Here is a 22,663-nt window from a genome sequence, read left to right as displayed (position 1 = left end):
AGACTCCTGAAATAGGAGATATGGATGTCCGTGAAGTGTGACATATATGAAAATTGATTACTATGTAAGAATTATGGAGGAAAAGTATGACGCAATATACCCCTATGATACAGCAATATTTAAAGGTTAAGGCAGACTATCAAGATGCCTTTTTATTTTTCCGATTAGGTGATTTTTATGAAATGTTCTTTGAAGATGCGGTTAAAGCAGCTCATGAACTTGAAATTACATTAACGAGCCGAGATGGTGGTAGTAGTGATCGTATACCGATGTGCGGTGTGCCACATCATGCAGCTAAAAATTATATTGAACAACTTGTTGAAAAAGGATATAAAGTAGCTGTTTGTGAGCAAGTGGAAGATCCAAAAACAGCTAAAGGTGTAGTGCGCCGTGAAGTCGTACAACTAATTACGCCAGGAACGATGATGGAAGGGCGTACTATTGATGAGAAAGAAAATAACTTCTTAGCAGCATTAACACATTTTGAAGATGGATCGTATGCTTTAGCTTGTAATGATTTAACGACTGGACAAAATACAGTAACGTTGTTAACAGGTTCAGTAGAAGATATTTTATTAGAAGTGTATGCAACTGGTTCAAAAGAAATTGTTGTAGATTCTACATTTTCAAAAGATGAATTAAATAAATTAACTGCAACATTAAAAATGACGATTTCGTATGAAGATGCAACAACGATTCCGGAAGGGTTAGAACATCTTGTGAAAAACGTGTCGCAAGCAAAGTTAATTAAAGCAGTTGGACGCTTATTTAACTATGTGATAAGAACGCAAAAACGTTCGTTAGACCATTTGCAACCAGTGGAAATTTATTATACGAACCAGTTTATGAAAATTGATGTGCATTCAAAGCGAAATTTAGAGCTGACAGAAACACTTCGAACGAAAGAAAAAACAGGATCATTATTATGGCTATTAGATAAAACGAAAACAGCTATGGGTGGTCGTATGTTAAAACAGTGGATGGAACGTCCGCTAATCCAAAAAGAAAAGGTAGAAGAGCGTTTAGAAATGGTTGAAACATTTGTAAATGATTACTTCTTACGTGAAGATTTAAAAGAAAAATTAAAAGAAGTATATGATTTAGAACGTTTAGCAGGGAAAGTTGCATTTGGTAATGTGAATGCACGGGACTTATTACAGTTAAGACGATCTTTACTTCAAGTACCAGCCATTTTAGAAGCGATTAGTCTGTTAGATAATGCTTATGCAGCAAGGTTAATTCAAGGTGCGGATCCATGTGAGAGCTTAACTGAATTGCTAGGAAGAAGTATTCAAGAAAACCCACCGCTTTCTATTAAAGATGGAGATATTATTAAAGACGGCTATAATGACAAGCTTGATCAATATCGTTACGTTAGTAAAAATGGGAAAACGTGGATCGCTGAGCTTGAAAAACGAGAGCGTGATATTACAGGAGTTAAATCGTTAAAAATCGGGTACAACCGTATTTTCGGCTACTACATTGAAGTGACGAAGGCGAATCTTGCAGCGCTTCCAGAAGGCCGCTATGAGCGTAAACAAACGCTAGCTAATGCTGAACGTTTCATAACAGATGAATTAAAAGAAAAAGAAACATTAATCTTAGAAGCAGAAGAGAAAATTGTACAATTAGAATACGATTTATTTACAGCGCTTCGCGAAGAAGTCAAAGTATTCATTCCGAAATTACAGCATTTAGCGAAAGTAATTAGTGAACTAGACGTACTGCAAAGTTTTGCGACAGTTAGTGAAGAAGAACAGTTTGTAAAACCTGTTTTAACAACTAAGCGAGAAATCTTTATTAAAGATGGTCGTCATCCTGTCGTTGAAAAAGTATTGAACGGGAAATTGTATGTACCGAATGATTGTATTATGCCGGAGAAGATGGATGTCTTTTTAATTACAGGACCTAACATGTCTGGTAAAAGTACGTATATGAGACAATTAGCACTTGTAACTGTTATGTCACAGATTGGTTGTTTCGTACCAGCAACAGAAGCGGTATTACCTGTATTCGATCAAATCTTTACGAGAATTGGTGCAGCGGATGATTTAATTTCGGGTCAAAGTACATTTATGGTCGAAATGTTAGAAGCGAAAAATGCAATTGCAAATGCATCAGAAAGAAGTTTAATTTTATTCGATGAAATTGGACGCGGTACATCTACGTATGATGGTATGGCACTTGCACAAGCAATCATTGAACATATTCATGACCAAATTGGTGCGAAAACGTTATTCTCTACGCATTATCATGAATTGACGGTGCTAGAAGAAAGTTTAGGACAATTGAAGAATGTACACGTTTCAGCTATTGAAGAGAACGGAAAAGTAGTATTCCTTCATAAAATTCAAGATGGAGCAGCTGATAAAAGTTACGGAATTCACGTTGCGCAACTTGCGGAGCTTCCAGATAGCTTAATCGCTCGTGCGAAAGAAGTGTTAGCGCAACTAGAAGGACAAGAAGAAATTATTATTCCAAAGCGTACAGAAGTGAAAGTACAAGAAGTGGCTCCAGAACCAGCTGTTGTAAAAGAAGAACCAGCAGAAATACAAGAGACGAAAGTAGAGACTGAGGAAGAATCGCAATTATCATTCTTTGGTGGAGAACAGTCTTCGAAAAAACAAGACAAGTCAGTTCTAGATGCAAAAGAAACGGCAGTACTTGCGCAAATTAAAAAAATTGATTTACTTGATATGACACCTTTAGAGGCGATGAACGAATTGTATCGCTTGCAGAAAAAGTTAAAGAAAGGATGAGTAAGTAGATGGGGAAAATTCGCAAACTCGATGATCAACTCTCTAACTTAATTGCGGCAGGGGAAGTAGTAGAGCGCCCTGCCTCAGTCGTAAAAGAACTTGTGGAAAATTCTATCGATGCGAATAGTACATCTATTGAAATCCACTTAGAAGAAGCTGGTTTATCAAAAATTCGCATCATTGATAATGGGGATGGCATTGCAGAAGAAGATTGTATCGTCGCTTTTGAACGACATGCGACGAGCAAAATTAAAGATGAAAACGATCTGTTTCGCATTAGAACACTCGGTTTCCGTGGTGAGGCATTGCCGAGTATTGCCTCAGTTAGTGAATTAGAATTAATCACTAGCACAGGTGATGCGCCTGGTACGCACCTTATGATTAAAGGTGGAGACATTATAAAGCAGGAGAAAACAGCGAGCCGAAAAGGAACAGATATTACAGTACAAAACTTATTCTTTAATACACCAGCGCGTCTTAAATATATGAAAACCATTCATACAGAGCTTGGGAATATTACAGATATCGTGTATCGTATCGCAATGTCACACCCAGAAGTATCGTTAAAGCTGTTTCATAATGAAAAGAAATTGCTTCACACCTCAGGAAATGGTGATGTAAGACAAGTACTTGCATCAATTTACAGTATTCAAGTTGCGAAGAAGCTTATTCCAATTGAAGCTGAATCTTTAGATTTCACAATTAAAGGTTATGTAACATTACCAGAAGTAACGAGAGCATCTCGAAATTATATGTCAACAATCGTAAATGGTCGCTATGTTCGAAATTTCGTATTAATGAAAGCCATTCAGCAAGGATATCATACATTATTGCCAGTCGGACGATATCCAATCGGCTTCCTATCGATTGAAATGGATCCAATGCTTGTTGACGTTAACGTACATCCAGCGAAATTAGAAGTTCGTTTTAGTAAAGAACAAGAATTGCTAAAGCTTATCGAAGAAACATTGCAATCGGCATTCAAAAAAATACAGCTCATTCCAGATGCAGGTGTAACAACGAAGAAAAAAGAAAAAGATGAAAGTGTGCAAGAACAGTTCAAGTTTGAGCATGCGAAGCCGAAAGAGCCATCTATGCCGGACATTATTTTACCGACTGGCATGGATGAAAAACGAGAAGAGCCACTGGCAGTGAAACAGCCAGCACAACTGTGGCAACCGCCGAAACAAGAATGGCAGCCACCACAGTCGCTCGTAAGAGAAGAACAAAGTTGGCAGCCATCTACTAAACTGATAATGGAAGAAACAATTCGAGAAGAGCAATCGTGGAACAGTAACGATGAAGACTTTGAATTAGAGGAATTGGAAGAAGTTCAGGAAATAGAAGAGATTGAAATGAACGGTAATGACTTACCACCGCTTTATCCAATTGGACAAATGCATGGAACATATATTTTCGCTCAAAATGATAAAGGCTTATATATGATTGACCAACATGCCGCGCAGGAACGTATTAATTATGAATACTTCCGTGATAAAGTAGGAAGAGTAGCGCAAGAAGTACAAGAACTACTTGTACCGTACCGTATTGACCTATCTCTTACTGAATTTTTACGTGTCGAAGAGCAACTACAAGAACTGAAAAAAGTTGGACTGTTCTTGGAGCAATTCGGCCATCAATCCTTTATCGTCCGCTCGCACCCAACGTGGTTCCCAAAAGGTCAAGAAACAGAAATTATCGACGAAATGATGGAACAAGTCGTTAAACTAAAAAAAGTTGATATTAAAAAGTTACGTGAAGAAGCAGCCATCATGATGAGCTGTAAAGCATCCATTAAAGCAAATCAATATTTAACGAACGATCAAATATTTGCTTTACTGGAAGAACTACGTACAACAACAAACCCATACACATGCCCGCACGGAAGACCGATTCTTGTGCATCATTCTACTTATGAATTGGAGAAGATGTTTAAGAGGGTTATGTAGGGATACTGTTCATAGAGAAAAAATGGTTTCTTGTTATTTTAATAAAATATAGAGTGAAATAAAAAGGAGCGATAGTAACAAGTCGCTCCTTTTAAATATAATTCTTTTGCAACTATATTTTAAAAAATCATTTATAAACTAGAGATAACCTTAACCTATTTGTACTTTATATGTGCTTTCTCAATTTTTTTGTAAGGAAAGAGGTTTTAATTTACAGATTTATCAGAATTATGTAAAGTGTAGATAAAACCATAAAATGGGGTGTTCTTTATGTGTACTAGTTTGACATTACAGACAAAAAATGGTCAGCACCTTTTTGCAAGAACGATGGACTTCACATTAGATTTGAATCAAGAAGTAATAATCATTCCTCGACATTACCAGTGGAATAATATAACTGGTGAAATCATTAATACGAAACATGCTACTGTCGGAATGGGAATTAATCATCAAGGAAGGATCATTATGGCGGACGGAGTAAATGAAGCAGGTATGACATGTGCAACACTCTATTTTCCAGGATTCGCAACTTATAGTCAAAGCATAGATGACAACAAAACGAATTTGGCTCCATTTGATTTTGTGACTTGGAGTCTCACACAATTCAATTCTGTCAAAGAGTTAAAGAAATCTGTAGATAGCATTACCTTTTTGGATATACCATTACCGGATTTAGGACTTACACCACCACTACATTGGATTTTAGCGGATAAATGGGGAGATTGCATTGTACTGGAGCCGACAAATGAAGGATTAAAAATGCATGACAACCCACTAGGAGTGATGACGAATAGTCCGGAGTTTAGTTGGCATTTACAAAATTTAAGACAATATATTGGCCTTAAATCGCAGCCATTCGCGCCAACAGAGTGGAGTAATGTACCATTAAGTGCTTTTGGTCAGGGTTCAGGCTCAATGGGACTTCCAGGAGATTTCACCCCGCCATCAAGGTTTGTGCGGGCAGCATATGGCAAACAAAACATTCAAGGTATAGATAGTGAAGAAGAGGGAGTATCGGCTCTATTTCATATCTTATCAAATTGCGAAGTTCCTAAAGGCGGAGTAATAACAGAAGAAGGTGCATTAGATAATACCATTTATACAAGCGTAATGTGTATGGAGTCCGGAACATATTATTATCATACCTACGATTGTAGACAAATTATAGCCATTCATTTATTTCATGAAAATTTAGATACAGATGAGATTAAAGCCTATCCATTCCAACGGAAACAAAAAATATTTTATGAAAACTAAGTAGCTTTGAAACAACGTTTGGTAAATTTTAAAATATATATAATAGAGCAATAATGGCCTATATAATTCTTGGGTGCTTCTTTAACTTTGTAATCCATCATAAATCTACTCCTTTCGCCAATGGCTCCAACCAGTAAAATTCTGCTGGTAGGAGCATTAGCTAAGAAACTTATTTTTTCATTGAACTAGCTTTTATTTCTTCTAGAAGGTCCATTAAAGTGCTATTAGGTAAAATAAGCATGGACGTACTCCATTTATAAATAGTAAAGAACAAAAAAAGGTGTGGAAAATATCCATACCTTTTTTGTTCTTCTATTATCTATGTATAAAAAAGCGCCGTATATCAGCACTTTTTAAAAATACGTGGGTTGTATAAGAAAGATTTATATATTACCTATAACTATGCAAGGTCTAATATAGATTCTTATTTGATTAATTGTTATAAAAGTGTATAAGGTTATTTGTTTTTATTATTATTAATTTTTTCCGTATATAACACCTGTTCTTTATAGTGTTTTTTAATTGGGAAAGTATGTGTACCAGAGCCGTTTTTGTATGTTTTATTGATGGGGTTTTTTAGAGGGATTGTTGTAGTTTCAGTAAATTCATATGGGTAGTTTATTTTAGATTTATCTTCAAACATGAAAATGCCTCCTTTTAGGATTTCCTGAATTCTTTACTATAACATGATATGCATATATATTTTTTTTGGACTAGTTATTTATAGAGGTTAATGGAATTAAATTACGTAACTACTGAAATATTTTAAAGGAAAACAATGTGAGAAATATATGATAATGCTTCTTTTATTTATTAGGGAAAGAAATATTGCATATATATTCGTTATAAATTGTTTTTATAATATGGTTTATATAGACTTTTCCTGATAATATAATGCGGGAGATTATAGTGTTATTAGGTTATTAGGAACATTTAATGCTGTTTCACAACTGAAAGGAAAATGAAAAAAAACTGAAACTTTTCTCATAAAAATTCAATCTAACTTGAAAAATGAAAGGAAAATGAAATTTTCCAAAAGATATTCTTTGTTAAGATAAAAAGCATACATACAAAAAGTATTGACATATCTGAAAAATGTATTTTCAAGATATAGTGGGGGAAAAGATGAGAGTAGAAAAACAATTAATAAAAAAGATGTATTATGAAACATTCCTAATGGAGAATGAAACAAAATCACCTCTTGACGTACTTGGAGAAGCTTATGTAAACGAAGAAAGAAATGAGATTTCTGATGGATCTTACATTCGCTTTGCACAAGGTGAATTTTATTATCGCCATCAAGATTTTGAAGCAGCTATCTTTAAATGGGAGAAAGTTAGTAATGAATTAGCACCATGGGCACAAAAAAATATTGCCGATGCTTACTTCGAGCTTAATCAATTACCAGTTGCTGAAAATGTTTATACTTCCATTACTACTGATAATATAATATTGATGACGGAGATTAGATTACAATTACTTTCTCTTTACATAGAGCAAAATAATTTTGAATCTGCCTTCGCTGTTATTAAAGAAGCAGTTTCTTTAAATCCGGATTATCCAAATGTCACAAAAATTGCCCGTTCCTTTTATGAGGAGCAGCAAGATTTTGATAGTGCAGTAGAGCTTGCTGTGAATGAGTTAATTCGAACAGAATCTTATCCGTGGTTTGAGGTTTTAAAAGGATATATCGATAAAAGATTTACTAAACATATTTCACCAGATTATTTTTATGAAGTATTAGTTACGTTAAATAATGTAGATCAAGTACAATTTACGCAAATGGTTTCATCACTTTGGAATAGTTATAAAAACGAACAAAATTACTTATTATGGCTTAACACAATAAATGAATTTTTCTTACATATTGAAATACATTCGTCCGATATATGGGACAAAATTTCTTCTCTTTACGAAGGAACGTACTTTGAATTAATTCAAGGTCAATATATCCTTAAACAATTGCACGATATCATTCCAAACTTGTTAACAAATTGGTTAAAGGTAGTCAATCCATCTTATGCTGTATTTCCAGCAGCAGCTGTATTGGCATGGGATGAGATTTTCCCTTCTAAAATAGATTCAGCAAATATAAAACATGCGGAAAACCTGTTGTTATATTCTATTAATCATGTGGATGGCTTAGAGTATAGTTTGCATCTTTTTGAATCTATTACAGAGTGGGCACAAAAACATAATATAGAAATGGGTCACCGATTTAGATGGTTAGTTGGCGAGCTCGCAGATTTAAGCACAAATCGCATTTTAGTAACGGGAACTTCCGGAAACGGAAAAACTACATTTATTAACTCTATATTAGGAGAAAATATATTAGAAAAATCAATTTCAAATGTAGTAGTTTTAAAAAATGATGCGCACACAGAAATTAACGCCATAACAGACTCTACAATTACAACAACTGAAGATGTCTTCGATTACCATCATATGATGTCGCAGCACCATCAAACATATAGAGACAGAGCATGTGTTGAATTTAAATTACCATGCAGATTTTTAAGTGAAAATAAACTTACATTTGTAGTTACACCTGGATTTAATAGGAATAACGATACTAGAGATGAGGTATTCGAATATTTAAATTCTGTAGACGAATTGCTATTCGTATTGAATGCGGATTCACCTTTTACTGACAAAGAACGTGATATTCTATTAAGCATTCAAGAACATACACCAAATTTACAACTGCATTTCTTATTAAATAAAATCGATAACATTTACAGTGATGCAGAAGTGAAAAGAGTATTACATGATACGCAAGCGAGAATAAACACATATTTCCCGCATGCGAGAATTTTCCCTTACTCTTCGTTATATACAAGTAGTCAACAATTAAATGATTTAACGGAGTTTATTCATTTTAACTTTAATCATAAAAATATCGATGCAGCACGTACGGAGAAGCTATTGTTTTTCATTCGAAAAACAATTACATATCTATTGGATAAACGCGTTGAGAAAGAAAACAATTTAGTGGATTCTATTCATTGGAATGAAGATATGCTAGTGAAACTAAATGGTAGCATTAATAATCTTACTACTTTTGAGAAGGAAAAAATTCATTTCATTACAAAATCATATCGCACAATGAAAACGGAAATTACGAATGATCTTACTGAAAATATTCCGAAGATATTACAGAGTTGTTCGGATTTAATTAGTGAAGAAAGCGATTTCGGGCACATTGATACGGAACTAAATAAAGCGATGAATGAAAGAGTACATAAATATTTAGAACAAACTGTATTACCTAATTTTGCTCTTTCTATGCAAAATTGGATTGCGATTTCTAATAATGAGCTACTTCAAAGTCAATCGTACCTAGAAGAACTTAGTGAAGGACTTAATTCTTTATTTGGAGAAAATCGAATACAGTTAGAATGTGATTTTAAAGTGCTTGATGACTGGCGCAGAGATACTGACAGAATGACGACTAGAATACAAATGGATGAAGTAAATATTTTACGTCGCTTTACGCCAGCACAATTTTTACTGAAAAGTGCCGGTAAATTATTTGGAGTTCTTCCTAAAAACAAAGGTATGCTATATAACAAATACAAACAGTATGTAGAAAATGAAGATTATACCGAAGTAACGGCTTCTATTATGAAGAAATTTTTCTTGCAATTTGAGCTATTTGAAAACACGCAAGAGCGGGATATTAACATATTCTTTAGGAATCCATTTAACTCCTTGAAACAAGCTGTAGAAAACACTCATTTAGAAATACAAGAAAAACAAGAGATGTTACATAAGATGAAATCACAACCTGAAGTTTATCATGATTCTATCATGCTCTTTGAATTGAGATTACGTCAATGTGAAGTAATTTTAAATATAGGTGACGATTATACCTATACAGATGTAACTTTAGAAACAAGCGTAGAATAAAAGTAAAAGGGAGCAACTGTAATAAGTTGCTCCCTTTTCATATTTAGATTATTTTTCAGTCTCTTTAATTTTAGTTTGTACTTCGCCAGTTTTAATTTTATTACTTTCTGAGAAACGTAATAAATCGCCTTCAATAATTTTGTCAGACATTCGTAATTCATTTTGTGCACGATTAATGAGTGCTTGCGCTTCTTTTTTTGGTAAATCTACAATTTCACCTGTTATGCGGTCATAGAAAGTGTTGTTTGTGTATGCATACTTGTCTGTAATAAAGCTACCATCACGTAAAACAACAAAACCGGTATATTCATCTGAAAACATATCATGACCAAAACGAATATCGTTCGTAGTATCAATTCCTAATAAATTTAGAATCGTAGGTTTCATATCGATTTGTCCCGTAGGCTTTGAAATTGTTTGACCTTCTGTTTGGCCAGGCATATGAATATATAAAGGTGTGCGTTGTAAATTTAAAGTATCAAATTCTGTTATTTGATCTTTTTCTAAAAACTGTGCCATTGCGCGATTGTGTTTTTCAGAAATGCCATAATGATCACCATACAACACAATAATAGAATCATCATACATTCCTTCGGCTTTTAAGCGCTCAATAAATTTTTTAATTGATTCGTCTAAGTAACGTGCTGTTACGATATACCGATCAAATACGCCATTACCAGAGTTGTATGGTTCAATGAATTTTGTATCTTCATCATACGTAAATGGATAATGGTTCGTTAAAGTAAGAAAACGAGCGTAAAATGGTTGATCAACAGTTTTTAATATATCTACTGATTGATCAAAGTATTCGATATCTTTTAATCCCCAATTTAAATTTGTTTCGGGTGTAATTTTGTAATCAAGTTCATTATAGTAACGATCATAACCGAGAGCAGAGTACATAATGTTACGATTCCAAAATGTTGCGTTATTCGCATGGAATACAGAAGTGAAATAACCTTGCTGACGTAAAATTTCTGGAGTCGCAGTATAATCATTGTTACCGTGCGTGAAAAATACAGCTCCTCGATTTAATGGATACAACGACGTATCGATTAGAAATTCAGAATCGGATGTTTTTCCTTGCCCAGTTTGATGGAAAAAGTTATCAAAGTAATAGCTTTCATTTATGAATTCATTCAAGAATGGTGTAACTTCTTGGCCATTGACTGATGCGCCTATTAAGAAGGTTTGCAGGGATTCAAGAGTAACGACAATTACGTTTTTTCCTTTCGCTGCACCAAACATGTTAGGGTTTGGCTCACTTTGGTTGGCCTTTACGTAATTTTCAGTTTCTTGTAATTTACTACTATCAGCAAGTGCCTTTTGTGATCCTGCTTTTACTTGCAGTGTTAAATCATATACTTGATGAGTATATAGTCCTAAATTTTTAACAAGCATGACTCGGTCGAATGATCTCGTTAATAGTTCAGGTCGTTCTTTTTCTGCAAGGTGTAGATTCGCAAAAAATACACCAAACGTTAAGAGAAAATATACGAGGCGTGCCGGATGAGTTACACGTCCTGTTTGGAAGACTAGTGCCTTCTTCTTTAACAAAATAAAGAAGAAAATAATGTCTACGAATGCGAGAATAATTTTGTAGTTCAATATTTCTATAATACTGCCGCCTAATTGGCCAAAGTTTGATGTTTGTCCAAGTACTGGTAACGTAACGAAATCACTATAAAAATCATAGAACATTACATTCCCAACAAGTACGATTGTTAATAAGAGATTAATACATAGCGCTATATAATTTCGCTTTTCACCGGTTGCAAATAATGCTAATCCGACAAAAGCTAATGATGCAGCAAGAGGGCTAATAAACAAAATAAGCTCTTGTGTAGAAGACTCAATTTTTAAATCAAAACTGAATCTTGTAATGAGATATGTTTTTAACCATACTGCTAACGCAATTATTAAAACAAAGCTTATATTTTGCATTTGTAAATTGATTTTATTTTTCATTTTTACACCTTCTTTATACAATTTATTTAACTCGTGTTATATATTATATTTTCATAACTATTAGAGTGTAATGAACCATTTAATGGTTTCTAAAGGTAATAATATGAAGTATTTATATACGCACAATGAGGAATTTTAAAGTATAAATCTATTTTTTAGAAACAGAGCAGAAAAAGTCATAGTTGTAGTAAAAAATACTTATAGACATCCTAACATATTAAACACTATGATGATGTTACAAAATATCGAACAAATGAAAGTGGAAATAAATAGAGGCTTTAAAACTGTTGACATTCAATTTGTTAGAATTGAATGTCGATAGTTTTACCATACATAGTTATGTTACATATGTATCTCGTAAAATCCCGATTCTTGGCGGGATAATCATTAGCGGGGGAAGGACAAAGTACATAAATAAAGCGTTATGGAAGTTAAAATATTTGATTGCTATCTTAATGAAAGAAATTAAATATGAGATAAATATTTTCCAACATATAACCCACTTGCAGCAGCTTGAGATAATGAATGAGTGACGCCTGAACAATCTCCAATTAAAAATAGTCCATGCACACTTGTTTCAAAATGGTTATTGATTTTTATCGTAGGAGCATAGAACTTTCCGTCAATTCCATATAATAAAGTATCTTTATCGATCGGTTCTTGGATGAATTGTTCTAAGCGTAATAAAAACTCATTAAGCCCTTCAATATATAATGGAGGGATTTCTGTATGCAAATCTCCATAATCTCCTTGTAGTGTAGGCTGTATACGGTTATGTTTCATGCCGTTCTTTGTTGTAGGCTGTTTATTTAGTAAGTCCTCTAAGCGCTGTATAACAATCCGATCTCGTCCTTGGTTAATGTTTTTTATAATTGAACTTGCGTATATATTTGCTTCTTTGAGAGTTGAAAAATAGCGCGGGATAAATAAAGTGAAATTTAAGTTAGGTGTGCCAGTTCCTTTCTCTCGAAAATTTTGACCATCAGGCATAACTAAACCTTCTTCGTACTTTCTAATGATGTGTCCTTTTGGATTCATACAGTATGTAGTTGCGGTGAAGTGTTCATGCTCATAAGAAAGTTTTGTCTCAAATGTGTCTTTTAATATAGAACGTAATTGGTGTTCTTTCATCTCTACTCTAATCCCTAAATCTACACGGGTTTGCTCCTGAGAAATTTTAAGGGAAGTGCACATTTCTTTTAACCAATCCGCTCCGGAACGCCCAGTTGCAAATACTAGTTGCTTAGATTGAACTATTCCTTCATTTGTCTCTATTGTAAAATAATCTTTCTGTTTCATAATATGTTGTACATCTATATGAAATTGGATATTTATTTTCGTAAGTAAAAATTCATAGAGCTGCTGAAAAATTTTACTTGAAAGGGTAGTGCCAAGATGCCTTACTTCTGTTGTTAGCATTTGTAAACCACACGCTTCAGCTCTCGTATTGAGAGTTGGATTTTCTGTAGAGTATTTTGAAACAGAACTTCCTCCGAACTGACATAGAATTTCATCTACTTCAGCCATGAGTTGAATAAAGCTTTCTTTACCGACTTTTTGCTCAAGTTCTCCGCCAAATCCGTTTGTATAATTAAATTTCCCTTCAGATTTTCCTAAACCACCAAACCCGAAATATTTATCACATGTAGTACAAGTACACACTTTTCCTTCGTCTAAAGGACAATGGCGATCTTCTAGCGCTTTACCTTTATCAAGAATTAAAACCTTTTTGTTACTTTTAGCTAGTGAATAAGCCATAAAAATGCTACTTACTCCAGCGCCGATAATTGTAACATCATACATATTCTTTCACCTGCTAACGAATAGTTTGTTTTTATTTTTCTAGTGTATAACAATTTTATGAAGTTAAGAAATAGCTTTTATTAATAAAGAGGGAGTTTTTGAACTTGATGCTATTTTAATTTCTCCGAGTGGTGGGGTAAATACAAATGTTTTTATTTGAAAGAAGAAATAGTTATAAATGATCACTATGTCATATGATTAATAAAATCTAACATATAAAAAAACAGACCTTTCAAGTGAAGAGGTCTGTGAATGATTTCAACTCTTATTTAGCAAACACGTGGTTACCAATTACTGCTACTGTTTGACGTGTCGTAATCCATTTGTCTGTTGCTGTTTTTGGATTATAGAAATAAAGCCAATCAGAATGTATGCCATTTGTGGAGATAGCTTCTTCTACTGCCATTTTTGCTTCTGGACTTGCAGGCTGATTAATTCTTCCATCTGTAACAGGAGTAAAGGCATATCCGTATTTAATAGGTTCATAAATAACGCCTGTTATTGTATTTGGAAAACCTTTTGCGTTTACACGATTTAGTATAACTTTTGCTACAGCTACTTTACCTTTATAGGATTCGCCACCTGCTTCAGCGGTAACTAAGCGTGCCATTAAGTCTTTTTCTTTTTCTAAAATGCTTGAGTTAATTTTTAAATGTTGTCCTGTATAAAGCTTGTTTCCGGCTGTATTGTTAATTTGCTTTATAGATTGAACGGTAACATTGTAACGCTTTGCTATCGTTTCTAATGAATCTCCCGGTTGTACTTGATAAATAATTTGTCTAGATATGTTCGCAGGTTTTGGTTTGGCATTTTGACGAACGGTGATTTCACTTGAGTTCGTGGCCCTTGGAATATTTAACTGTTCACCAATAAAGGTTTGATCGTTTCCTTTATTATTAGCCTGTTTAATGGATTGTATTGAAACCCCGTATTGCTTACTAATGCCCCAAAGTGTATCATTCTTTTTTACTGTATGAATGGTAGATGCTTCAGCTGTACTTTGATGACATACGAATGTAATTGCGGCTGCAAATATAGGGGTTATATGTTTTATTTTTAATAATTTCATTGTAAATCCTCCTAAGAAAAAATTAAGGTGAAACTGTTAAGTAATGTAGTTTGAAATGTTTATATACGTTATATATTAATGTAAGTATATTAGCACATATAAAATAAATAATCATCAAAAGTTTCTTATTCATGTAGTGTAGAGTCCGAATATGAAATATTGCATATGAAAATACATTGAAGTTCATATTTCTGATTACTATAATCTATTTAGTAGAAAGGGAATACGTAATAGAAATAAAATTATTATAGATTAATATAATGATTAATAATTATTAATAGGAGGATTGATGTAATGAAAATATTTCAAAAAATGTGTGCGTCAACTGTAATCATTACAACACTTTTAGGAATAGGAGGCACTGTCAATAGTGTACATGCTGATTCTATAGAACAGCAGAGTAAATTAGGAATAGAACAAGAAACAGATAAGCAAATCATTGTGAAATTTAAAGCAGATTTGAAATTCCCATATGAAGATGGTATTGAAAAACAAATACAATCTCAAACGAACGATAAAGTAATAAAAGATCTTTTGACAGAATATCCAGATGTAACATTTACTCGTTTATTCACATCTGTAAGCCCGGAACAAATACAAAACCTTGAAGTGAAAGCACCCAATAATGTATCTACAAGTTTATTAAACTACTATATTCTTCAAACTCAAAATAGTGGGCATGAAGAAGAACTAGTAGATAAGTTAAAGACATCTTCTTTAATAGAAGATGTGTATATGAAGAAACAAGAAAAAATAACACCACCGGAGGTACAACCATTAAGTGTATCTTTTAATCCGAATAACAATCCTAGATATGAAAAACAAGGTTATCTTGAAGCAGCACCATACGGTATTAATGCGCCTTTCGCCTGGGGAGTTCAAGGCGGTAAGGGAAGCGATGTCACCTTTGTTGATATGGAATATGGATGGTTATTAAATCATGAGGATTTAGTACACCAAAATATTGAATTAATGTCTGGAATAAATATAGATCAACATGTCGGTCATGGGACGTCTGTATTAGGAATTGTATCCTCTGAGGACAATAAAGTTGGGAATATTGGGATTGCGCCAAAAGCGAAAGCAAAGGTGATTTCTCAAATAAGAGATAACGGACAGTATAATACAGCTGATGCAATATTAAGTGCTGTGAATCAGTTAGAAGCTGGGGATGTTTTATTATTAGAGGCACAGGCTTCCTTTGATGGATACGGTGATAAATATTTACCTGTTGAGGTACAACCAGATATCTTTGATGCAATTCGTGCTGGTACAGATAAAGGTGTTGTCATTATAGAAGCTGGAGCAAATGGTTGGAATGATTTAGATCAATTTAAAGATAGAAATGGTAAACAAATTTTAAATCGTAATAGTAAAGATTTTAAAGATTCAGGTGCAATTATGGTAGGAGCGGGCTCCTCATCTTTCCCTCATGAGCGTATGTGGTTTTCGAATTATGGAAGCCGTATTGATGTGTATGGCTGGGGAGAAAACGTAGATACAACTACAGCTGAGCAAAGTAGAAGTGCTGTAAATCTTTATACTACAAGCTTTAGTGGAACATCTAGTGCTTCGCCAATTATTGCTGGGGCAGCGACTTTAGTACAAAGCATTGCTAAAAAAAATTTAGGACAACCGTATAGACCAATTGAATTAAGAACGATATTAAGTAACCATAACACTGGAACGAAATCTAAAAATCCATATGCAGATAAAATTGGTGTTTTACCAGATTTGAAGTCTATACTAGTAAACTTAGGGTATGAACAAAGAGAACCGAACGGTGGGAATGAGTTACAAGTAACAGAAAATGAACCAAATAATGAACCTAGACAGGCAAATAAAGTTAACTTTCATACACCAATGAAAGGAACACTACATAATCGTGATAAGGTAGATGTATTTACTTTCCAAATTGACTCGCCAGAAAATATTAATATTTCTCTACTAAATGAACAAAACATTGGAATGACATGGGTACTTCATCATGAATCAGATTTAAACAACTATGTAGCATATGGTGAAAATGAAGGGAATGTAGTTAAAGGAACTTATAATGCAAAGCCAGGTAAATATTATTTATATGTTTATAAGTATGAGAATAAAGATGGTTCATATATATTGAATATAAAATAAACGAAAGGAACTTCAGATGAAGTTCCTTTAAATTTTTCTAATTCATATGTGAATGATTTTTTAACTTTACTTTTATGCAATATTTCATATTGATGAAATATTATTTATTTTTTACTCAACAGATTATATTATATTCAATAAGTTTGATATAAAACGGAAAAAGGAGGAATAATAATGAGCAATAAGAAGTTTATTTTGAAATTATTCATATGTAGTATGATATTTATCACATCTGTATTTGCTTTACATGATAAGCAAGTCGTTGCAGCTAGCTCTGTTATTGAACTTGAAAATTGGTCAAAATGGATGCAGCCTATACCTGATAATATCCCGTTAGCACGAATTTCAATTCCAGGAACACATGATAGTGGTACGTTCAAATTACAAAATCCAATTAAGCAAGTATGGGGAATGACGCAAGAATATGATTTTCGTTACCAAATGGATCATGGAGCTAGAATTTTTGATATAAGAGGGCGTTTAACAGATGATAATACGATAGTTCTTCATCATGGCCCATTATATCTTTATGTAACACTGCATGAATTCATAAACGAAGCGAAACAATTTTTAAAAGATAATCCCAGTGAAACGATTATTATGTCTTTAAAAAAAGAGTATGAGGATATGAAAGGGGCAGAAGGTTCATTTAGTAATACGTTTGAAAAAAAATATTTTGTTGATCCTATCTTTTTAAAAACAGAAGGAAATATAAAACTAGGAGATGCTCGAGGGAAAATTGTACTACTAAAAAGATATAGTGGTAGTAATGAATCTGGAGGATATAATAATTTTTATTGGCCAGATAATGAGACGTTTACGACAACTGTAAATCAAAATGTAAATGTAACCGTACAAGATAAATATAAAGTGAGTTATGATGAGAAAGTAAAGTCTATTAAAGATACGATCAATGAAACGATGAACAATAGTGAGGATTTAAATCATCTATATGTTAATTTTACAAGCTTGTCTTCTGGTGGTACAGCATGGAATAGCCCATATTATTATGCCTCTTATATAAATCCCGAAATTGCGGCATATATTAAACAAGAGGATCCAAAAAGAGTTGGTTGGGTGATCCAAGATTATGTTAGTGATAAGTGGTCACCGATTCTCTATCAAGAAGTTATAAGAACTAATAAGTCACTTTAAGTTTCACCATAATTTCATAGAAACAATGTAACGCTATAAAAAGTCTTGTGGAATTCCCATAAGACTTTTTATTTTAGTATTTGATGTTATGAGAATCAAAGTTCTTTGAATAGGTTTATATAGTTAATATAATAATTTAATGCAGTTATAAAATCGACACGAAAAAATGTCGATAAATGTCGAATATTATTGTAATATAAAACATATAAGCATAATATACAGATGAGGTGGAATTGTTGTCTTTTATTAAAAATAGTAAAATTGGAACGAAATTAAATGTGTTAGTCATTATATCGAGCTTGGCTTGTATCATGTTATCTTCTCTAGGGTTTTTAGGGCTTCAAAAAGGTGAAAATACATCTTCTAGTATGTATGACGAAAGGCTATTACCAATTGAATGGATAGGAACTGTAGAATCAAATTTTTACCATGTTAATATGAATTTTATGGAGATTATGATATCGAAAGATGAAAAAAGAATGAAAGAACTAATAACAGAAATGGATAAGACTAGGAAAGAAAATGATGAGTTATTAAAACAATTTGAAACTAGAATTAGTTCTCATAAAGAAAAGGGCTTGTATAATGCATTTCAAAGTCAATTCAAAGATTTAAGAATACAAATGAAGAAAGCACAGGACTTGGGACTGACTAATAATGAAGAAGCGTATAGCTATTATTTAAAAGAAATTGAGCCTAATATGGGAAAAACAATTCAGTCTATTCGTGAACTTATTTTATATAATAATACCGCGGCTGAACAACTACAAAAAGAGAATATGAATAGTGTGAAAAATACAATAATAACATTTGTAATTATTTCATTTGTTGGAATCATAATAATTATTTTTATTGGTTTTATAATAAAAAATGTTATAAAAAAACCAATTGTATTATTACAAAAAGATATGGAACGAGTATCTGCTGGAGATTTAACAATTCGAACTTCTTATAAATCGGAGAACGAATTAGGCCATATTGTACAATCTTTTAATAGTATGTTAAATAATTTGCAACAATTAGTCGGTCAGGTGAAGGTTACAGCAAAAGAAGTGATCATTTCAACTGAAAATATGTTACAAGAGACAAAAACGGCAGCAAATATATCAAACGAGGTTGTTCGAACTACTTCTGAAATAAATAAAGAAATAGAGGGACAAGTGACTAGTATTCAAGAAAGTTCAACTGCGATGGAAGAAATTGCAACTGGAGTTCAAACAGTAGCTGAATCTTCAGCGATGGTTGCTGAAGTTGCTGTTGCAACAATAGACCAAGCAAATTCTGGTAGTGAAGTCATAAAACAATCTATTCGTCAAATGAATAGTGTGAATGAAGTTGTCGAAGAAACTTCTAAGGTCATTGATAGACTTGTTACACGTACACAACAAATTGAAGAAGCGCTAGATATTATTACTAATATTGCAGAACAAACGAATTTACTGGCCTTAAATGCTGCAATTGAGGCAGCACGCGCCGGAGAAAATGGAAAAGGATTTGCAGTAGTTGCAGCTGAAGTAAGAGGTCTGGCTGAGAAATCTAAAACGTCTGTAAATGATATAAATAATTTATTACGTTTTATACATCAAGATACACAGGATACAGTTCATGTAATGAAAAAGGGTCAACAACAGGCTAGTGGTGGTAAAGAAGCAGCATATAAGGCAGAACTCGCATTTTCATCTATTATGCAAGATATTAATAGAATAACGTCCCAAATTCAAGAAGTGTCTGCTGCCACAGAAGAAATGTCTGCTGGGACAGAAGAAGTGAATGCCTCTTTATCAATAGTTTCTGAAACTGCAACACAAGTCGCACAAGAAACGAATCAAACGGTACAATCAATTCAAGCACAAGCTACATTGATTCAAGAAATAACGACGAAATCTAATGAAATGAAAAAGAAAGTCGAAAATTTAGAAATGCTAATTTCACAATTCATTATTGAAGAATAAGTTTGTTAACATTTATCAGTAGTATAAACTTTAAGATACTCAATATAGTGCTGCGTTGCAAAATTTGAAAAAGGACCTTCAAATGAAACGAAAAAACTACCTACAGAAGAAGCGTTGATGAATCGATTTGAAGTAAGCCGTAATACGATACGTAAAGTAATTAGTCAGCTTGTAAATAGAGGGTATATTTTTAAAGTGCAAGGTAGTGGTATGTTTTTACGCGAAACTTCTGTAACAGATTACATTAATTTAGGAAGTTTACGTGGATTAACGAAAAATCTCGTTTCGCAAAATATTGAAACGAAAGTGTTAGAGCTTGAAGTAATAGATGCGGACGAAGATATAGCAAAGCGGATGCAATGCGAAGCTGGAACTAGGATATATTTTTTGAAGCGTTTAAGAATTGTAGATGGAAAACCATTCTCTATTGAAGTAAGTTATTTCAAAAAGAATATTATTCCATATTTAAATAAAGAAATAGCATTAAGCTCTGTATACAGTTATTTCATTGAAGATTTACGATTAAATATTGGTTTTGCCGATAAAGTTATTAGTTGTGAAAAAGTAAATAAAGAAAATGCCCAGCTTTTAGAATTGAATGAAGGTGATCCGGCGCTTCTTATTGAAAATACAGTATGTCTTGTAAACGGGACAATTTTTGAGTGATCTCAATCGATGTTTCATTATGAAAAGACTAAACTTTTAAATCGAATTAATTTCAAATGAAAATTAGCATAAATAATCCTGCGAAAAAGCAACTGATCATAAGTGTTCAGTTGCTTTTTATTTTTAAAGTGGATGAGTAAAAAAACACAAAAGTGGTTGGTCCGTTTTTGGCAAACATCTATTATGATAAGAGAAGAAAGGTAGTATGTTATCAACGTTTTAAAGAGGAAGTTCTTAATAAAAATAGACTGGCCTTAGAGAGGTGAAAATACAATGAGTTTTGCAATTTCACTAGTGGTTATTATTGTAATTGTATCGCTGTTTGGAACCGTGTTAGTTGCACGAAATGTGGAGGAGAATTACGGTAAGTCTACAAAGAAAAATGTGAAAAACTTATCAACTATTTATATTCTTCTTCTTTTCGTACTACTTGTTGGAGTAACGTGGTATGCGGTAGTGATTTAATAGTTTTGAAAGAAAAAGGTTAATATTGTGTATGATGGAGGAGTATGATTTTGATAAAAAATGAACGCCACGTTTTAATTGTTTTTCCGCATCCAGATGATGAGTCATATTGCGTGGCAGGTACAATTTTAGCTTATGCGCAGCGGAATGTTCCTCTTACTTATGTTTGCTTAACGTTAGGTGAAATGGGGAGAACGATGGGAAATCCTCCTTTTGCAACACGTGAATCATTATATACTATAAGAGAGAAAGAACTAAAGAGGGCGACAAATATTTTAGGGATTAAAGATGTACGTATGATGGGATATCGTGATAAAACTCTTGAATTTGAAACTCCTGGAAAGCTAAGACGTGTAATACAAAAATGTGTAGAAGAATTGAATCCTTCATTGGTCATTTCTTTTTATCCAGGATATGCAGTACACCCAGATCACGATGCAACAGGAGAAGCGTTGGCCGAGGCGTTGGCTAATATTCCGGAATATAAAAGGCCAACATTTTATGCGGTAGCTTTTTCGAAGAATCATGAAGCGGAAATAGGTCCTCCGCATTTTAAAAATGAAGTGAAAGAATATGTTCCCACAAAGTTAGATGCATTGCAAGCACATGCATCACAATTTGCGACGAAAGTAACGGAACTAAAAAGAGAGTATGAAGAAGGTGTACCGGAAACAGTCGAGTGGCTAGAAAGAGAGCCGTTTTGGATATATCCATTCAAAGATAAAAATAAGTGATGCCACAGCTGAAGGTGATGAATATGTATTTTGAATATAAGAATCGAAAGGTTTTTTACAATATAGAAGGACCGGGTCCTGTCATATTGTTTTTACACGGCCTTGGAGGAAACGCAAATAATTGGTTATATCAAAGGCAATATTTCAAGAAAAAATGGACAGTGATCTCTCTTGATTTACCAGGGCATGGAAAATCTGAAGGGCTAGAAATTAACTTTAAAGAATATGTAAATGTTTTGTATGAGTTATGCAATTATTTAAAGTTACAAAAAGTAGTCATTTGTGGACTTTCAAAAGGGGCTAGGGTAGGTATTGATTTTGCTATTCAATATCCAGATTTTGTTTCTAGCTTAATTATTGTAAATGCATTTCCCTATTTGGAGCCTGAAGATCGAAAAGAACGAATTGAAGTATATGATTTACTTAGCTTACATGATAACGGGAAAACATGGGCGGATACATTATTGAAGGCGATGGGAGTAGCAAATAATGAAGTAATTGTCAGGGGGTTTTATCAATCTTTACAGTTTATTAATCCGGTGCATATTCAAAGATTATTTGCTGAATTAGTAGATTATGATCAAAGACCATTTCTTTCGAATATTTCATGTTCCGCTTTAATTATAAGAGGGGGAAATGATGATTTTGTCCCCGAGAAATATGTAAGAGAGTTTGAAAGACGTTTGAAAAATACAACTTTTATTGAGTTTAAAAATAGTGGACACTTACCTTATTTAGAACAGCCGAGCAGCTTTAATATGAAGGTAGAAAGATTTTTAAATCATGTAATTAATTAATACTATTACTACAGTCAATACTGTTATTAGGAAATCAAGTATAT

At 33.2% G+C, this 22,663-nt stretch carries 14 protein-coding genes and 1 pseudogene; 11 read left to right on the top strand and 4 right to left on the bottom strand.

Annotation, left to right across the window (positions count from 1 at the left end):
* Nucleotides 1–86 precede the first annotated feature (86 nt).
* The 3 genes from mutS to J0835_RS18410 all read left to right on the top strand — a co-directional run bounded on the left by mutS (nt 87) and on the right by J0835_RS18410 (nt 5,965).
* Nucleotides 87–2,759: a DNA mismatch repair protein MutS gene (gene mutS / locus J0835_RS18420; RefSeq protein ID WP_076539630.1), complete on the top strand. Its 2,673-nt coding sequence runs from the start codon at nt 87–89 to the stop codon at nt 2,757–2,759.
* Between the two features lie 8 nt (nt 2,760–2,767).
* Nucleotides 2,768–4,708 carry a DNA mismatch repair endonuclease MutL gene (mutL, locus tag J0835_RS18415; RefSeq protein WP_087981634.1) on the top strand — a complete coding sequence of 647 codons (1,941 nt, stop codon included), beginning with the start codon at nt 2,768–2,770 and terminating at the stop codon, nt 4,706–4,708.
* Between the two features lie 270 nt (nt 4,709–4,978).
* The gene (locus J0835_RS18410; RefSeq protein WP_087981633.1) at nt 4,979–5,965 is read left to right on the top strand and encodes a choloylglycine hydrolase family protein; all 987 of its coding nucleotides are present in this window, start codon (nt 4,979–4,981) and stop codon (nt 5,963–5,965) included.
* A gap of 457 nt (nt 5,966–6,422) precedes the next feature.
* Here J0835_RS18410 and J0835_RS18405 read toward each other — a convergent pair whose 3' ends face one another.
* Nucleotides 6,423–6,608 carry a hypothetical protein gene (locus tag J0835_RS18405; RefSeq protein WP_000461131.1) on the bottom strand — a complete coding sequence of 62 codons (186 nt, stop codon included), beginning with the start codon at nt 6,606–6,608 and terminating at the stop codon, nt 6,423–6,425.
* A 482-nt stretch (nt 6,609–7,090) separates the two neighbouring features.
* Between J0835_RS18405 and J0835_RS18400 the strand changes: the two genes are divergently transcribed.
* Nucleotides 7,091–9,874, top strand: coding sequence for a dynamin family protein (locus J0835_RS18400; RefSeq protein WP_087981632.1), 2,784 nt, complete (start codon nt 7,091–7,093; stop codon nt 9,872–9,874).
* 48 nt (nt 9,875–9,922) lie between these two features.
* Here the strand turns inward: J0835_RS18400 and J0835_RS18395 are convergent, their stop codons facing one another.
* The 3 genes from J0835_RS18395 to J0835_RS18385 form a co-directional block, all read right to left on the bottom strand.
* Nucleotides 9,923–11,842 carry an LTA synthase family protein gene (locus tag J0835_RS18395; protein ID WP_087981631.1) on the bottom strand — a complete coding sequence of 640 codons (1,920 nt, stop codon included), beginning with the start codon at nt 11,840–11,842 and terminating at the stop codon, nt 9,923–9,925.
* Nucleotides 11,843–12,307: 465 nt separating this feature from the next.
* Nucleotides 12,308–13,645, bottom strand: a complete 1,338-nt coding sequence (locus J0835_RS18390) for an NAD(P)/FAD-dependent oxidoreductase (RefSeq protein ID WP_087981629.1) — start codon at nt 13,643–13,645, stop codon at nt 12,308–12,310.
* Nucleotides 13,646–13,910: 265 nt separating this feature from the next.
* Nucleotides 13,911–14,714, bottom strand: coding sequence for a cell wall hydrolase (locus J0835_RS18385; protein WP_087981628.1), 804 nt, complete (start codon nt 14,712–14,714; stop codon nt 13,911–13,913).
* A 294-nt stretch (nt 14,715–15,008) separates the two neighbouring features.
* Here J0835_RS18385 and J0835_RS18380 point away from each other — a divergent pair, with 294 nt between their 5' ends.
* The 7 genes and pseudogenes from J0835_RS18380 (at nt 15,009) to J0835_RS18350 (ending at nt 22,619) form a co-directional block, all read left to right on the top strand.
* Complete coding sequence (locus tag J0835_RS18380; RefSeq protein ID WP_087981627.1) at nt 15,009–16,850, top strand: S8 family peptidase; 1,842 nt, start codon at nt 15,009–15,011, stop codon at nt 16,848–16,850.
* Nucleotides 16,851–17,024: 174 nt separating this feature from the next.
* Nucleotides 17,025–18,005, top strand: coding sequence for a phosphatidylinositol-specific phospholipase C (locus J0835_RS18375; RefSeq protein ID WP_087981626.1), 981 nt, complete (start codon nt 17,025–17,027; stop codon nt 18,003–18,005).
* Between the two features lie 236 nt (nt 18,006–18,241).
* The gene (locus tag J0835_RS18370; RefSeq protein WP_087981625.1) at nt 18,242–19,957 is read left to right on the top strand and encodes a methyl-accepting chemotaxis protein; all 1,716 of its coding nucleotides are present in this window, start codon (nt 18,242–18,244) and stop codon (nt 19,955–19,957) included.
* A 72-nt stretch (nt 19,958–20,029) separates the two neighbouring features.
* Nucleotides 20,030–20,623: pseudogene (locus tag J0835_RS18365) on the top strand (GntR family transcriptional regulator); the annotation flags it as partial.
* Nucleotides 20,624–20,896: 273 nt separating this feature from the next.
* Nucleotides 20,897–21,088, top strand: a complete 192-nt coding sequence (locus J0835_RS18360; RefSeq protein ID WP_087981623.1) for a hypothetical protein — start codon at nt 20,897–20,899, stop codon at nt 21,086–21,088.
* 53 nt (nt 21,089–21,141) lie between these two features.
* Entirely contained in the window at nt 21,142–21,822 is a 681-nt protein-coding gene (gene bshB2, locus J0835_RS18355; protein ID WP_087982711.1) for a bacillithiol biosynthesis deacetylase BshB2, read from the top strand.
* A 23-nt stretch (nt 21,823–21,845) separates the two neighbouring features.
* Nucleotides 21,846–22,619 carry an alpha/beta fold hydrolase gene (locus J0835_RS18350; RefSeq protein WP_087981622.1) on the top strand — a complete coding sequence of 258 codons (774 nt, stop codon included), beginning with the start codon at nt 21,846–21,848 and terminating at the stop codon, nt 22,617–22,619.
* Nucleotides 22,620–22,663: the final 44 nt, after the last annotated feature.

This window comes from Bacillus cereus group sp. Sample62, from assembly GCF_036851315.1.
GTDB classification, from domain to species: domain Bacteria; phylum Bacillota; class Bacilli; order Bacillales; family Bacillaceae_G; genus Bacillus_A; species Bacillus_A wiedmannii.
Note: the sequence above shows the minus strand (reverse complement) of the source record. Positions and strands in the feature narration are given on the sequence as shown.

Coding starts and splice junctions, on each gene's coding strand:
- mutS (WP_076539630.1), top strand. CDS start 87: ATGACGCAATATACCCCTATGATACAGCAATATTTAAAGGTTAAGGCA.
- mutL (WP_087981634.1), top strand. CDS start 2,768: ATGGGGAAAATTCGCAAACTCGATGATCAACTCTCTAACTTAATTGCG.
- J0835_RS18410 (WP_087981633.1), top strand. CDS start 4,979: ATGTGTACTAGTTTGACATTACAGACAAAAAATGGTCAGCACCTTTTT.
- J0835_RS18405 (WP_000461131.1), bottom strand. CDS start 6,608: ATGTTTGAAGATAAATCTAAAATAAACTACCCATATGAATTTACTGAA.
- J0835_RS18400 (WP_087981632.1), top strand. CDS start 7,091: ATGAGAGTAGAAAAACAATTAATAAAAAAGATGTATTATGAAACATTC.
- J0835_RS18395 (WP_087981631.1), bottom strand. CDS start 11,842: ATGAAAAATAAAATCAATTTACAAATGCAAAATATAAGCTTTGTTTTA.
- J0835_RS18390 (WP_087981629.1), bottom strand. CDS start 13,645: ATGTATGATGTTACAATTATCGGCGCTGGAGTAAGTAGCATTTTTATG.
- J0835_RS18385 (WP_087981628.1), bottom strand. CDS start 14,714: ATGAAATTATTAAAAATAAAACATATAACCCCTATATTTGCAGCCGCA.
- J0835_RS18380 (WP_087981627.1), top strand. CDS start 15,009: ATGAAAATATTTCAAAAAATGTGTGCGTCAACTGTAATCATTACAACA.
- J0835_RS18375 (WP_087981626.1), top strand. CDS start 17,025: ATGAGCAATAAGAAGTTTATTTTGAAATTATTCATATGTAGTATGATA.
- J0835_RS18360 (WP_087981623.1), top strand. CDS start 20,897: ATGAGTTTTGCAATTTCACTAGTGGTTATTATTGTAATTGTATCGCTG.
- J0835_RS18350 (WP_087981622.1), top strand. CDS start 21,846: ATGTATTTTGAATATAAGAATCGAAAGGTTTTTTACAATATAGAAGGA.